This is a genomic window from Streptomyces sp. NPDC043854, assembly GCF_056436005.1.
Window position 1 is genome coordinate 1 of the sequence record NZ_JBWKDK010000068.1, and the last position, 13,952, is coordinate 13,952.

At 72.4% G+C, this 13,952-nt stretch carries 12 protein-coding genes; 4 read left to right on the forward strand and 8 right to left on the reverse strand.

All coding sequences use genetic code 11. The features are described from left to right. Positions 1-136: 136 nt before the first annotated feature. Positions 137-1,081, reverse strand: a complete 945-nt coding sequence (locus AC068A_RS33570; RefSeq protein WP_478590062.1) for a hypothetical protein — start codon at positions 1,079-1,081, stop codon at positions 137-139. Between the two features lie 15 nt (positions 1,082-1,096). Continuing rightward, entirely contained in the window at positions 1,097-1,966 is an 870-nt protein-coding gene (locus tag AC068A_RS33575) for a papain-like cysteine protease family protein (RefSeq protein ID WP_478590063.1), read from the reverse strand. A gap of 702 nt (positions 1,967-2,668) precedes the next feature. On the opposite strand from AC068A_RS33575, the gene AC068A_RS33580 reads away from it, so the two are divergent. Both AC068A_RS33580 and AC068A_RS33585 read left to right on the forward strand, forming a co-directional pair. Further along, complete coding sequence (locus AC068A_RS33580; protein WP_478590064.1) at positions 2,669-3,997, forward strand: fibronectin type III domain-containing protein; 1,329 nt, start codon at positions 2,669-2,671, stop codon at positions 3,995-3,997. 59 nt (positions 3,998-4,056) lie between these two features. Beyond that, the gene (locus AC068A_RS33585; protein WP_478590065.1) at positions 4,057-4,791 is read left to right on the forward strand and encodes a lytic polysaccharide monooxygenase auxiliary activity family 9 protein; all 735 of its coding nucleotides are present in this window, start codon (positions 4,057-4,059) and stop codon (positions 4,789-4,791) included. A gap of 58 nt (positions 4,792-4,849) precedes the next feature. On the opposite strand, the gene AC068A_RS33590 is transcribed toward AC068A_RS33585, so the two are convergent. The 3 genes from AC068A_RS33590 to AC068A_RS33600 form a co-directional block, all read right to left on the reverse strand. Further along, on the reverse strand, positions 4,850-5,404 hold the full coding sequence (locus tag AC068A_RS33590) for a 2'-5' RNA ligase family protein (RefSeq protein WP_478590066.1): 555 nt from the start codon (positions 5,402-5,404) through the stop codon (positions 4,850-4,852). A 160-nt stretch (positions 5,405-5,564) separates the two neighbouring features. After that, positions 5,565-6,641: a PI-PLC domain-containing protein gene (locus tag AC068A_RS33595; protein ID WP_478590067.1), complete on the reverse strand. Its 1,077-nt coding sequence runs from the start codon at positions 6,639-6,641 to the stop codon at positions 5,565-5,567. Between the two features lie 122 nt (positions 6,642-6,763). After that, entirely contained in the window at positions 6,764-7,720 is a 957-nt protein-coding gene (locus tag AC068A_RS33600) for an aldo/keto reductase (RefSeq protein WP_478590068.1), read from the reverse strand. Between the two features lie 265 nt (positions 7,721-7,985). On the opposite strand from AC068A_RS33600, the gene AC068A_RS33605 reads away from it, so the two are divergent. Both AC068A_RS33605 and AC068A_RS33610 read left to right on the forward strand, forming a co-directional pair. Further along, positions 7,986-8,417: a hypothetical protein gene (locus AC068A_RS33605; RefSeq protein WP_478590069.1), complete on the forward strand. Its 432-nt coding sequence runs from the start codon at positions 7,986-7,988 to the stop codon at positions 8,415-8,417. Positions 8,418-8,553: 136 nt separating this feature from the next. Further along, on the forward strand, positions 8,554-8,691 hold the full coding sequence (locus AC068A_RS33610; protein WP_478590070.1) for a hypothetical protein: 138 nt from the start codon (positions 8,554-8,556) through the stop codon (positions 8,689-8,691). Between the two features lie 183 nt (positions 8,692-8,874). Here the strand turns inward: AC068A_RS33610 and AC068A_RS33615 are convergent, their stop codons facing one another. The 3 genes from AC068A_RS33615 to katG all read right to left on the reverse strand — a co-directional run bounded on the left by AC068A_RS33615 (position 8,875) and on the right by katG (position 13,779). Then, entirely contained in the window at positions 8,875-9,609 is a 735-nt protein-coding gene (locus AC068A_RS33615; RefSeq protein ID WP_478590071.1) for a class E sortase, read from the reverse strand. A gap of 130 nt (positions 9,610-9,739) precedes the next feature. Further along, a complete protein-coding gene (locus AC068A_RS33620) occupies positions 9,740-11,419 on the reverse strand; it encodes a phospholipase D family protein (RefSeq protein ID WP_478590072.1) in 1,680 nt (559 codons plus the stop codon). Positions 11,420-11,547: 128 nt separating this feature from the next. Further along, complete coding sequence (gene katG / locus AC068A_RS33625; RefSeq protein ID WP_478590073.1) at positions 11,548-13,779, reverse strand: catalase/peroxidase HPI; 2,232 nt, start codon at positions 13,777-13,779, stop codon at positions 11,548-11,550. Positions 13,780-13,952 lie beyond the last annotated feature (173 nt).

Consider the following 13,952-nt stretch of genomic DNA (forward strand, 5'->3'; position numbering starts at 1 on the left):
CACGACGCTCTCCGGGTCGCCCAACCCTACCACGACGTGGAGGGTGCCCCCCCCCCCCCCCCCCACCACCCACCCCCCCCCCCCCCCCCCCCCCCCCCTCCCCCCCCCCCCCCCCCGCTCGGTTTACGCGGACGGGTCAGCGCGGGGAGGCCGTCCGCCGGCGGTGTGCGTGGACCGCCGCACCGCCGAGCGCCGCCAGGGCGGCCGCCCCGGTGACGGCGACCGGCTGCCAAGACGCCCCGTCCGCCGGTCGCTCGGACGCGGTGGCCGCGGTCTGGGCCGGCTGGTCCTGCGTGAGGTTGGCGTAGCCGCCGGCCAGGCCCTTGCGGTCGTACTCGGAGCCGGGCAGCTTGTCGCCGTACCGGGCGGACACCAGCTTCTGGTAGGCGGCGAGGGTGATGGGGCGCTTGCCGCCGAGACCGGTGTTCGCCTCCTCGTTGAGCGGCTCGACCATGCCTTCGGCGGTGAGCCGGTACCAGGCGTGGATCTGCGGCTCGGTGAAGACGCGGGCCTGCGGGGTGCCGCGTTCGGCCAGGCTGAGGTCCTTGTCCCCGTCCCGGATGCCGGCCAGCTGCCAGCCCTCGGCGCCGGGGTTCTGCGGGCTGCTGCCCGTCGAGGAAGGACTTCCCTGAGGCGTGAGCAGTACGGAGGCCGGGCGGCCGTCGGAGGCGTTCACCCGGGAGGCCAGGTAGGAGAGCCGCAGCGCGGTCTGCGGGCTGGTCTGGCCCTTGCCTGCCACGAACTCGGGGCTGACCTCGAACATCGGCACCGGGTCCTTGAGGTCGAACCGGGGCGGCGCGGCGGGAGCGGCGGCTGCGCTGCCGGGGGCGCCCTGGGCGCCGCCGTCCGCGGCGGCGGGACCGCCGGCCTGCCGGGTCTGCACCAGGAAGCGGGAGACGGTGTCCCGGACCTGGTCGCTGCGGAGGGTCTGCTGGGCGGACGGGTAGCCTGCGATCCCGTCGCCCTCCGCGCCCTGTGCGGAAACGTTCCCGCACAGGGTGGCGGCGAGCGCGGTGGTGGCCAGGACGGCAGCCCGGACCGCTGTGCGCCGGATGCGCCGCATGGTGTGCATGGTGTGCATGGTCGGGTCCTCTCGTCAGCCCTGGATGCCGACCCGGGAGTGGGTCCACTGGAAGGAGTTGTTGTTCACGTAGGTGGAGTAGTTCCACCAGGTGTACGTCTGGGTGGTCTGCCACGGGTCGCCGACCGCGATCATGTTGGTGGCGCTGTCGTAGCCGTAGATGACGTTCATGTGGCCGCCGCCGCTGCGCCAGCCGAACCGGACCGCGAACGGCCGGCCCGCGGCGATCTCGGCGGCCGACTCGTTGAACGAGGCGTTGCGGTACAGGCTGCGGCCGCTGTTGCCCAGCCCCAGCTTGGCCAGGCCGTTGGCCATGTCCTCCAGCGTCGCCGGCTGGTTGTTGCAGTTCACCCACGTGCCCTGGGCGGCGAGTTGGCAGAACCGCTCCTGGGTGACGTTGCGGCCCCAGTACTTGGCGATGGTCACGCCCGAGGCGTCCCAGCACCACTGCGTCCTGACCTGCTTCTGCATGTCGATGCCCAGGGACTTCGCCGTCGTCGGACCGGGGTTGGGCCGGGTGGGCTTCGGGTTCGGGGTCGAGCCGCAGACGGGCAGGCCGGTGGTGTTCTCGCGGATGAACGCGTCGGCGATGTAGTAGGAGCCGGTGTAGATCCACCGGGTGTTGTTCTCCACGGTGTCCCCGGTGGTGCGGCAGGACATCTGGATCCGGTCGCCGACCTTCGAGGAGCCCTTGATCTGGGCCGAGAGGGACGGCTGGGCCCGTTGGTTGACCGTCCGGTAGTTGCCCTGCCCGCCGTAGACGGTGCCGCTGACCGTGTCGGCCTGCGCGAGGGCGCCGAAGCCGAACAGCAGGCCGCTGGAGAGCGCCGCGGTGACCGCGGCTATCAGCGCCTTCTTGCGGCGGGACATGCGACGTTTGTGCATCGTGCTCCTTGAACCGAGAGGGGGGCAGCCCGCGGGACGGCCCTGGGGCCGCCCGTCTGTGCAGGCCGCTGCGGTCGGCGCTGCACGGCTGACGTGCCGCTGCCCGGCCGTGCTGCGTGGCCGGGCATATCGGCACTGCTTTCCTCGATTGGATGGGGTGCCGGGAATCCTGCCAGAGAGAAAGGGCGATTTGAACGAGGTTGCTCTACGCGCAAAGATGTCGCCCGTTCAACCATCACCGAAGCCGAATTGACGGTACGTCAACTCATTGCTGTTTCAAGCGACTTGGACGGTTGTGCCGTGCTGGTCCAGTCCATCTCGGCGGTTTGGCGGTGCGCGGACTTTACGCGAACTTGACGGTGTGTGGTTCCTCATTAGATGCCCCGTCAAATAGCCGAATAGCCCAGCGTGCATGCCGTGTGACTCTCCATGCATTTTCCAATGGAGAATCGCCCGGCGCATTGAACGCCGTGCGGCACCGGGTAGGGGACGGAGCGTGACGCATTGTGCCCGCAGGGTCGACATGTGCGGGCACGGGGTCAAGGGCGTCCTATCCGGACCTTAAGGGACGGATAACAGAGGGCCCATGGCTGCTCAGCGGCCTCTTCGCGGCTCAATTCGCCCTTAGGGTCACGGGAGTTGACCGAGGCACTTCCGACGCCGCCGCCGCACCGGCGGACCGGCTCTACCAAGAGGTTTCTGATGTCCCGAAAGCGAATTGCCCTGGCCTGCGCGGCCGTGGTCGTCGGGGTCGGCTCCGTCGTCGTCCCCGTGGCCGCCAATGCCGGAGAGGAGGACGGCCTCAGCGCCGCCTGCCGCGTCGCGGACCAGTCCACCGTGTGGTGGGCCTCCGCCGAGGTCTCCCTCGCCAACAAGGGGGACCGGCCCGTACGGGACTGGACCGCCGAGTTCGACGTGTCGCAGGGGCAGGTCACCATCGACAACCCCTGGGCGTACGAACTGCGCCAGGACGGCAAGCACGTCACCGTCAAGCCGATCGGCGACCGCGCCGACGTCGCCGCCGGGGGCAACCGGGCGGTCAAGGTCGGCATCAACCCCGCCGGCAAGGGCATCCCCAAGATCACCGGATGCCGGGTGGGCAGCGCGTCGGACAACGGCAACGGCACCAGCACCGCCGTCCCCGCCGACAGCGGCTCCTTCGTCAAGGACCACACCGCCGTCCACCTGATGTGGAAGCCGCCGGCCGGCGGAGCCGGGGTCGACCGCTACGAGGTCTTCCAGGACGGCAAGCAGGTCAAGACCGTCAAGGACACGATGACGGACATCGAGCGGCTGGCCCCCGCTACCCGCTACACGTTCAAGGTCCGCGCCGTCCGCGCGGACGGCCGCACCACGGCCTTCAGCAAGGACATCGTGCTCACCACGCACGCGGCACCCGGCCAGGACAAGGCGAAGCCGGTCATCCCCGCGGACCTGGAGGCGACCGCCTCGGGTCCGTACCAGGCCTCCCTGCGCTGGCACGCCGCGACCGACGACGTCGCCGTCACCGGCTACCGCATCTACCGCAACGGCACGCGGCTCCAGGAGGCGGACGGCAAGGCCACCTCGGCCGCCGTCTCCGGCCTGACCCCGAGCACCGCCTACCGCTTCAAGGTCACCGCCGTCGACGCCTCCGGCAAGGAGTCCGACCCCACCCGCGAGGCGCAGGTGACGACGGCCGCAGCACCCGACGGGAACACCGGCACCGCAGCCCCCGGCGACTTCGCCGCCACCACCGCCACGAAGAAGGACGGCGGCGTCACCCAGCACTACCTGAACCTCGCATGGTCCGTTCCGCAGGGCGTCGGCCAGATCACCACCTACCAGGTCTACCTGAACGGCAAGCCCGCCCAGACCTTCATGTGGGGCACCGCCGACCCGGTGCTGCCCGTGCCCACGGGGAAGGCCTCCCGCGAGGTGCTCGTCGGCGCCCACCCCGGGACGACGTACACCGTGAAGATCCGGGCACGGCTCGGCGACGGCAAGTGGGGCGCCTTCTCCCGCGAGCTGACCGTGAAGACCGGCAGCTGACCGCCCGCCCGCCCCCACCGCGCACGCCCGACCGACCCCGTGACCAGGAGCGTCCCCTCATGAGTACGACCCGTACCGCCCCCACCCCCGCCCCCGCCGGGGCCCGCCGCACCGCCGCGCTGCGCCTCACCGCGCTCGTCGTCCTGCCCCTCGCCGTGTCCACCCTCGGGTCCGCACCCGCCTCGGCCCACGGCGCCACCGCCGACCCGGTGAGCCGCAGCGCGGCCTGCACGAAGAACCCGAAGGCGAGCGAGGCCTGCCGCCTGGCCCTCGCCCAGAGCCCCGGCATCCCGGGCGACTGGAAGTCGATCGTCCAGGGCCGGGCCATCGACCACAGCACCCCCACCTCCTCCCCGCAGCACCGGGCCCGCATCCCGGACGGCAAGCTGTGCAGCGCCGGGAACGCGCAGTTCTCCGGCCTGGACCTGGCGCGGGACGATTTCCCCTCCACCGCGCTGCCCGGCGGCGCCGAGTACGACCTGCGCTACGACATCAGCGCGCTGCACAACCCGTACCGCATGGAGATGTACGTCACCAAGGACGGCTACGACCCCAAGAAGCCGCTGAAGTGGTCGGACCTGGAGGACACCCCGTTCCTCAGCGCGGACAACACGGCGGCCACCGCTGCGCCCTCGGGCTTCCTCGGATCCAAGGCCTTCACGTTCAAGGCGGTGCTCCCGGAGAAGAAGGGCAAGCACCTGATCTACACGATCTGGCACGGGCTGAAGCGACCCGACGGCTCCTTCCAGAGCGAGGAGGCCTTCTACTCCTGCTCGGACGTCACCTTCAAGTAGGCGGACGCCGGCAGGCGAACCCCGAGCCCGGGCGCCCCCACCCGGGCTCGGGGCACGGTCACCCGCCCGCCTCCGCGTACCAGTGCACGGCGCCCGTGCCGAGGGAGACCGCGATGCGGGGCCGCATGGGCCCCTCGCCGCGGCGGGAGAGCAGTACCACCTGCTCAACCCGTGCGGCCGTGCTGCCCAGACGGGCCGCGCAGTCCGCGGCCAGGCGCCGGGGGTCGTGCGTACGCCCGAGCGACAGGTGGGGCGTGAAACGCGGGAAGCGGCCGCCGCAGCGGGGGAACGGCTCGACCAGGTCCCGCTGGAGGGCGGTCCATGGCGCCGCTCCGGCCGCGGCGGGGTCGAGCCACACGGTCGAGTACGCGCGGTGGCGGAAGAAGCGCACCCCGCCGAGGCTGATGTCGAAGGGCTCGGATGCGGCGGCCGCGGCGGCCAGCAGGGGCGCCGCCACCGGGAACTCGGACTCCGGGACGAAGCCGAAGACCAGGTTCACGTGCGGCGGCCACCGCCGGATCTGGGGGTCGTGCACGATCCGGATGCGCTGGATGGGCGGCCACAGCTCGTCCGGCGGAAGCCACACCACGGCGCTCCGCGGCGTAGGGGCCACGTCCAGCACCCCCGGGACGCCACTCCCGCCACCTGCCCTCGGGAACCCGTTCACGCTCCCATGATGCCGCCGCCCCGCTGCCGGCCGCCCGGCGCGCGGAGCCGAGCGGGAACGTGGTGGTCATGTTCCTGAACTGCCGCACACCCGCCGCGGCCGTGCCTCAGGGGACCGCGTTGAGTTCCGCGGTGATCGAGGCGGGCGTGTGGCCGCTGCCGTCCGAGAGACGGTGGAAGTCGACGGACACGAAGTTCGGGGTGCGGCCCCCGGTCGCCTGCCGGCACTGCTCGGCGATGCGGTTCCGCAGCTTGCTTCCGTTGTCCAGGGCGGCCGTGAGGACGGTGGGCACGTTGCGGTGGTGGCTCATGGTGAACAGCCGCCGGAATCCGGGTTCCCGGCGGTCCAGGGGCACGTCGGCCCAGCGGCTGACGCACGCCAGGTCGTTGCCCATGTCCCCGAGGCTCCAGTAGTTGCTGACCGTCCAGGACTTGTCGTACATGACGCCCAGGTGCTCACGGTCGGACCGGTCGGAGAAGATCAGCAGGCGCTTGCCGGCGGTGACCATGTCGGCGGCCTTCGGCCAGCCGTGCTGCCGTACGCCCCACTCGTCGGGCCGGAACAGCAGCTCGGGCAGGCCCCGTACCCTGCCGAGGGACTGCTGGAGCTGCTCGGGGCTGACGTAGTCCTCGAGGAAGACGGTCACGACCTCCTGGGGATGGGCGGCAAGGAAGTCCACCACGGTCTGCATCGTGCCGTGGAAGGACTGGCGCGGCAGGGCGTACGTGGCACCGGCGAACGTCTTGCAGTCGCCGTGGCACAGGTACACGTCGCTGGGGTAGCAGTCGCTGCCGAAGCTGATGATGCACAGCCAGGTGCTGCGCTCGTACCAGTGCGTGTCCAGGCTGAGGCCGCGCACGCCGTTGTCGAGCTGGTGGCGCACCGACTCGGACTGGTTCACCGAACTCCAGCGGGAGTCCTCGTAGTTGGTGAAGGCGTTGTGGGTGGTCAGGAAGGCGAGCTCGTCGAGGCGGCGCTCGCCCCAGCGGGCGAACGCGGCCTCGGCCGCCCGCGTGCCCGAGGAGCCGGAGCCGGCGGCGGTGACGGGCGCGGTGGCGGTCGCGGGGGCGAGGGCCGGGGTGGCGGCGGTCGCGGCGGTCGCCGTGCCGAGGAGTGCCAGCAGGAGGAGGCACACCAGGGGGTACCGGTAACGGCCGCTTCTTCGCAGCCGTAGCATGTCCATGCCAATCATGGGGCGGAGGGTAGCGTGCGGGCCGGTGATCCGCGCCCCCGCGGACGCGTCCGGCCGAAATACGACGCCACCCGCCGCCGTGAAGGGCCGTCAGACCGGACCCGCGAGGCCGCTCAGGGCAGCGGTGTGCCGCGGGCGGCGAGCCAGAGGGAGTACCACTCCTCGTGGTCCAGTTCCGGCAGTCGGCCGACCGCCTGTCGGCAGGCCCGGATCCGCGCCGGGTCGGAGGTGCCGATCACCGGCGCGATCCCGGCCGGGTGCCGCTGGAGCCACCACAGCAGCATCGTCTCCGGGGTCACCTGCTTGCGTTCGGCCAGCGTTGCCAGCAGCTCCGCGGTCGCCTGCTCCTGCCGGGTCTCCTGCCGCCCGGTGAACCGGCCCTGCGCCAGCGCGCCCCAGGCCTGCAGCTGGATGCCGTGGTCGCGGCAGTGCTCGAGGGTCCCGAAGGGGAAGCCGTTGGCTGCCGCCGCGGGGGTGTTCAGCAGGACGCCGGCCTCGACCCAGTCGCGCCGGTGCAGGCTCATCTCCAGCTGGTTGACGACGAGCGGCAGGTCCAGCCGTGCCTGGAGCGCCGCGATCTGCGCCGCGCCCATGTTGGAGACCCCGAACCGGCGCACCATGCCCTGGGCGTGCAGGGAGGCCAGGGCCTCGGCGAGGTCGCCGGGGTCCGCGAGCGGGTCCGGCCGGTGCAGCAGCAGGACGTCGATCACGTCGGTACGCAGCCGGGTCAGGCTCTCCTCCACCCGCCGCAGCACCGTCTTGCCGCGCAGGTCGTAGATGCCGGGGCGCTCGCCGTCCGCCAGGCGGATCCCGCACTTGGTCTGGATCGTGATCCGGGCGCGCAGCCCGGCGTCGCGGGCCAGGAGCTCACCGAAGACCGCCTCGGACTTGCCGTGGCGGTAGATGTCGGCGTGGTCGAAGGCGGTGATCCCGATCTCCAGGGCCGCGGTGACCGCCGCCTCCGCCGCCGCAATGTCCGCGGGGCCGTAGGGCTCGGGCCCCCAGGTGCCGCCCAGTCCCATGCACCCGTACAGCGGCTGGCTCGCACTCGCGTTCGCGTTCCTCGTCACCCCCCGACCCTACGGCCTTCCCGCACGGCACGTCCGCCGGACCGCCCGTCGTGCCCGGAAGCTGCGGCAGCCGGGTGGGCCGAGGGCGCTGCTGCCGCCGGCCGGGTGTCCGGCGGTGTCCGGCGGCGCACTCTCCCCCGCCCCCCGGGTGCTCCGCACCACTGCCGCCGTCTGTCAAGCCACGACTTGCAGGGGCATGACCCGGCGCGCGTCCCGGGGCGTACTGGAAGTACCCCGTCCGACTCTCTCAGCAGAGGAGAAGACCATGACCCACCCCTTTCGAACGAAACGTCTCGCCCTGTTTGCCGCCTCGACCGCGATAGCCGCGGGTGGTGTGCTGGTGCCGGGTACCGCGTTCGCCGCCACCCCCGCTGCTCCGCACACGGTCACCGTGGGCAGCGATGACATCAGTGACGGCAACAAGTCCACGCTGCTGTTCCTCGGCGAGCCCGACGACGCCATCCGGATCGTCCCCCACCAGGACCAGCCGGACAAGGGCGGTACGGGCGAGAAGGGCGAAGGCAAGTGGGGCGACGACCGCCCCGGCAAGGGCGGCTCCTCCAAGGACACCGGTGTGAAGGTGTCCAAGAAGGGGCAGTGGCAGTGCATCACCGCCCCCTGCGGCCCCCCTGACCGCACCCACACCGAGGTCGAGTCCGACGATGCGGCGGGCAGCCACGTCCCCGCCCGGTCCTGAGCCCGCCCGGCTCCGGGTACCGGAAGCGACCGCGGCGTCGTCCCCTCGGCGGACGGCGCCGCAGTCGCACCCGACCGACGACCGACCTGACTGATCGGCCGCCGGTCGTGGGGTGGCGGCGGGGCCTCCTGCCAGCATGGCGATCACGACCGAGAGTGCATCTGTACGTCCGGTTCGCAAGATCTTCGACGGCCGGAACGACTCCGACAGCCCGGCGTTGGTGCGCGAGGAGGGAGGAGCGCCGAGCGGTGACGCGCTGGTGGACGGTGCCTAAACGACACCCTTGGCGTGACCTGGGACTTCTTCCGCACGGTATACGGGCACAAGGCCATCGACGGCCGGGGCGGCCCAGTGGAGGCGGTCCTCGAGCTGGAGCCTTACGGTCAGCCCGGTGCGCTCGCCGTCTCGCTCGGGGCCCTGTGGTTCCCGCCTTGGCCTGTCGGTCCTGCCGGGTCGATCAGCCCGGCGCGCCCGCAGCTGCGGGCGACGTCTTGCGCAGCACGCCTGTCTTGTCGATGCGGTGCTCGGGGTTGCCGTGTGCATCGCTCCAGAAGTTGCCCGCGGCGTGGTCCTCCGGCGTGGCACAGGTGGAAATCGTGATCATGGCCTGGGTGGGGGTCCGGCCGGGAGCCCCGGGCACCGCCGCGCGCTGCTCGTCCAGCGAGCGCTCCGACCGGAAGGACGTCGAGCGGGTCGCGACGATCTCGTACGTGTACACGACGTCACCCGCGGTCACGAGGACCGTGTCGCCCTCCTGCACCGACGGCAGGTTGCGCAGGGGCCCGCCGGCCGCCAGGCGGTGCGCCGTGACCAGGAAGTTCCCGACCTGGCCGGGACCGACGCCGCCCCGGTCTCCGTACGGGCTCGCCGCGATGCCGCGGTCCTGGATGCGGGTCCCGGGTGCGTCGTCCGTGGTGCCCTCGTACGGCTCCACGCGCAGGCCGGCGACGCCTATCGACGGGATCGACAGCTCGGAGGGCCGGGTCCGTGTCGAGGCCGTCGCCGTCGCCGATGCGGGCGGCTGCGGCGCCGGGATCGAAGCGCTTGCGGCTGTGGCGGTGGATGCGGCTGCTGTCGTCACGGCGGGGGGTGCCGTACGCGCGGCGGCTTCGGGCGTGCAGGCCGCCAGCAGGATGGTTGCGGCGCCGGCCACCACGGCGGGTACGGCGCGGGGCAGGAAGGGCAGGGGCATGGGCGTGTGCGTTTCCTGTCGGTTTGCCGGGCCGTAGGGCATATGGGTGACCCGATTCGCTGTGCCAGGGTGACACACGCAGCGCGGGGCCAGAAGGGGTGCGGACTGTGACCTGACCGGTGGACGGGGATCAGAACGCGTTGCGGCGGCGGAGCCGGAGCGGGCGGCCGTCCGGGTCCACGAGGAGATGGTGCAGGGGAGCGGCGAGGACTCGCGCGGTGGCGGCCAGGTCCGGCGACCGGTAGCTGCGGAGCCGGCCGGGCGGGCGGGGTCCGCGGCAGCCGTCGGCGTACCAGGCGTCCAGGTCGGCGGCGGCCACGGCGAAGGCGTGGAAGGCGGCGACCGGGCCGCACAAGGCGTCGTCGGCGTCGTCGCCGCCGTCGGTGGGGTGCGGTCCGCCGGACGCATCCGGCGCCGGATCGAGGTCGAGGTGTTCGCGGGAGAGTTCCAGGCGGAGCCGGCGGGCGAAGCCGCGCGCGCCGTCGCCGAGGCCGCCCGGGTCGCCGGGCGGGCGCGGGTCGGGGGTGTCGTCCAGGACGACGCAGCTGAGTTCCGAGTCGTGGGTCCACGAGCGGAGGTTGATGTTGTCGGAGCCGACGGAGGCCCACACGTCGTCGATGACGCACACCTTGGCGTGCACGTAGACCGGCGTGCCGGCGTGGTTCTCCAGTCCGTAGACGGCGACCCGGGGGCCGCCCGCCTTGCGCAGCCGGTCCAGGGCGTTGATCCGCCCGATCAGGTTCATGGGGAGGGTCAGCCGGCCGTCCTGCTCCGGGAGCGAGGGGATGACGGCGATCAGCCGCAGCCCCGGGTTGACGCGCAGCGCGTGGGCGAAGCAGGCCACGACCCGCGGCGACCACAGGTACTGGTCCTCCAGGTAGATCAGGGCACGGGCCCGGCGCAGGGCTTTGAGGTAGCCGCGGGCGATGCTGCGCTCGCCGTCGGGGGCGAAGGGGTAACCGCGCAGCAGGCGGTTCGGGTAGGTGCGCAGCACCTGGACGGTGTGGGTGCCGCAGGGTTCGGGGTCGGAGGCCTGCGGTGGAAGGGGGTCCGCGTCGGTGTCCTCGTGGTGCAGGAGCTCCCTGAGGCGGGTGACCGGGCTGCGGGTGAGCGGTGCGGGGTCCTGCCAGCGCTCGCGGAAGACGGCCTCGATGTCGCCGACCACCGGCCCGCGGAGGGCGAGCTGGAGGTCGTGCCAGGGCGGGTGCGGTCCGTACGCCTCGGCCATCGCCGTGGACTGGGGATCCCCGAGGTGGCTGCGGTCGTCGTTGCGGTTGTGGCACAGGTCGATGCCGCCGACGTAGGCGATGTCGAGCCGGGGGCGGCCGGGGTGGCGCAGGACGGCCATCTTCTGGTGGTGCGAGCCGCCGGGGCGCACCCGCATGTCGAGGAGGCATTCGCCGCCGGCTTCCTCGATCTCCGCGCCGAGGTGCAGGTTCTCGGCCTGGGCGAAGTGCAGGCTGTCGAGGTGGGAGCGCCAGAGCAGGCCCTTGACGATGACGCCGCGCTCGGCGGCGCGGGCCAGGACGGTGCCGATCTCGGTGCCGCGGCGGTCGGAGCCGTCCCGGCCGGGGTGGTGCCGGGCGAGGCGCTCGTCGGGGTCGCCCCGCCAGTCGGTGAACAGGAGCAGGTCGCCGGCCCGCTGGGCGTCGATCCGCTCGAGCAGCTCCGCGAAGTACGCGGCGCCGTGCACCACGGGCCGTACGTCGTTCCCCTCCGACCAGGCTGCGCCCCCGGGACGGCGGCGGTCGAGTCGCGTGGCGGGGTTGCCGCGCTCGGGCGGGGTGAGCAGCCAGTCGGTCCGGTTCATGGCACGGTCCTCCGTACCCCCTACCTACCCGCGCCGGGGGCGTTCCCCTCCCAGGCGGGACGCCGGACACCCCCGGTGGCGGCTCGCCACGCAGAGTCCCCTCGGGGTGTCCGGCCCGGACGCCGTCGTCAGACGAGGTCGAAGCGGTCCAGGTCCATCACCTTGGTCCATGCCGCGACGAAGTCGTCCACGAACTTCCGCTTCGCGTCGTCGCTCGCGTAGACCTCCGCGAGCGCGCGCAGCTCGGAGTTCGACCCGAAGACGAGGTCGGCCCGGCTGCCGGTCCACTTGAGCTCGCCGGTGGCGGCGTCGCGGCCCTCGAAGGTGTGCGCGTCCTCGGTGGTCGCCTTCCACGTCGTGCCCAGGTCGAGCAGGTTGACGAAGAAGTCGTTGGTCAGGACGCCGGGCGTCGCCGTGAAGACGCCGAGCTGCGTCTGCTGGTGGTTCGCGCCCAGGACGCGCAGGCCGCCGACGAGGACGGTCAGCTCGGGGGCGCTCAGCGTGAGCAGGTTCGCCCTGTCGAGCAGCAGGTACTCGGCGGGCAGCCGGTTGCCCTTGCCGAGGTAGTTGCGGAAGCCGTCCGCGGTCGGCTCGAGCGCGGCGAAGGACTCCACGTCCGTCTGCTCCTGCGAGGCGTCCACACGGCCCGGGGTGAAGGGGACCGCCACCTCGAAGCCCGCGTCCTTGGCCGCCGCCTCGACGCCCGCGTTGCCGGCGAGGACGATCAGGTCGGCGAGCGAGACCTGCCTGCCGTCGGCCCGGCCGGCGTTGAAGGACTCCTGGATCCCGGTCAGGGTCCGCAGCGCCGCCGTCAGCCGGTCGGGCTCGTTGACCTCCCAGCCGGCCTGCGGCTGGAGCCGGATGCGCGCACCGTTGGCGCCGCCGCGCCTGTCGCTGCCGCGGAAGGACGACGCCGCCGCCCACGCGGTGGACACCAGCTCGGAGACGGTGAGGCCGGAGTCGAGGATCCGGGCCTTGAGGTCCGCGATGTCCCCGGCGTCGACGGGCTCGTACGTGCGCTCGGGCAGCGGGTCCTGCCACAGCAGCGTCTCGGACGGGACCTCGGGGCCGAGGTAGCGCACGACCGGGCCCATGTCGCGGTGGGTCAGTTTGAACCAGGCCCGGGCGAAGGCGTCCGCGAACGCGTCGGGGTCCTCCAGGAAGCGCCGCGAGATCGGCTCGTAGACCGGGTCGAAGCGGAGCGAGAGGTCGGTCGTCAGCATCGTCGGGGCGTGGCTCCTCGACGCGTCGTGGGCATCGGGGACGGTGCCGGCCCCCGCTCCTTCCTTCGGCCGCCACTGCTGCGCGCCGGCCGGGCTCTCGAACAGCTCCCACTCGTAGCCGAAGAGGATCTCGAAGAAGCTGTTGTCCCAGGCGGTGGGGGTGTTGGTCCAGGTGCCCTCGAGGCCGCTGGTGATCGTGTCGCCGCCCTTGCCGGTGCCGAAGGAGCTGCTCCAGCCGAGGCCCTGCTGCTCCAGCGGAGCGGCCTCGGGGTCGGCGCCGACGTGGTCCGCCGGGCCGGCGCCGTGGGTCTTGCCGAAGGTGTGGCCGCCGGCTATCAGGGCGACGGTCTCCTCGTCGTTCATCGCCATCCGGCGGAACGTTTCGCGGATGTCGCGGGCCGCGGCGATCGGGTCGGGGTTGCCGTTCGGGCCCTCCGGGTTGACGTAGATCAGGCCCATCTGGACCGCGCCGAGGGGGCTCTCCAGCTCCCGGTCACCGGTGTAGCGCCGGTCGTCGAGCCAGGTGGTCTCGGGGCCCCAGTAGACGTCCTCGTCGGGTTCCCAGACATCCGCACGGCCGCCGCCGAAGCCGAAGGTCTCGAAGCCCATCGTCTCCAGGGCGACGTTGCCGGCGAGGATCATCAGGTCGGCCCAGGAAAGGCTCTGGCCGTACTTCTTCTTGACCGGCCACAGCAGGCGGCGGGCCTTGTCGAGGTTGGCGTTGTCCGGCCAGCTGTTCAGCGGGGCGAAGCGCTGCTGGCCGGCACCGGCACCGCCGCGGCCGTCGCTGATCCGGTACGTGCCCGCGCTGTGCCAGGCCATCCGGATGATGAACGGGCCGTAGTGGCCGAAGTCGGCCGGCCACCAGTCCTGCGAGGTGGTCAGCACCTCGGCGATGTCCCGCTTCACCGCCGGCAGGTCCAGGGTCTCGAACGCCGCGGCGTAGTCGAACCCCTCGCCGAGGGGATTGGCCACCGCGGGGTTCTTGGCGAGGATCTTCAGGTTGAGCCGCTCCGGCCACCACTGGCGGTTTCCGCCGCCCTGAGTCGGGTGCGGGGCCCGCTCGTGCGCGACCGGGCAGCCTCCGGCGCCTTCGGTCTTCGCGTCCACGACGATTGCTTCATCGTTCTCAGGCATGGGAATCCTCGGAATCCTTCCGGACTGGGTGGACCACGGTGCTCGGGAACTGCGAGGGGCGGAGCGGCGCAGCGGGCAGCGGGCGGGCGGCGAGCTCCCCGTCTTCGGGAGCGGGCCCGCACACCGTCACGCGCTCTTCGCCGCCGCGCCGTTCTGTCCCTTGGCTGTCGCCG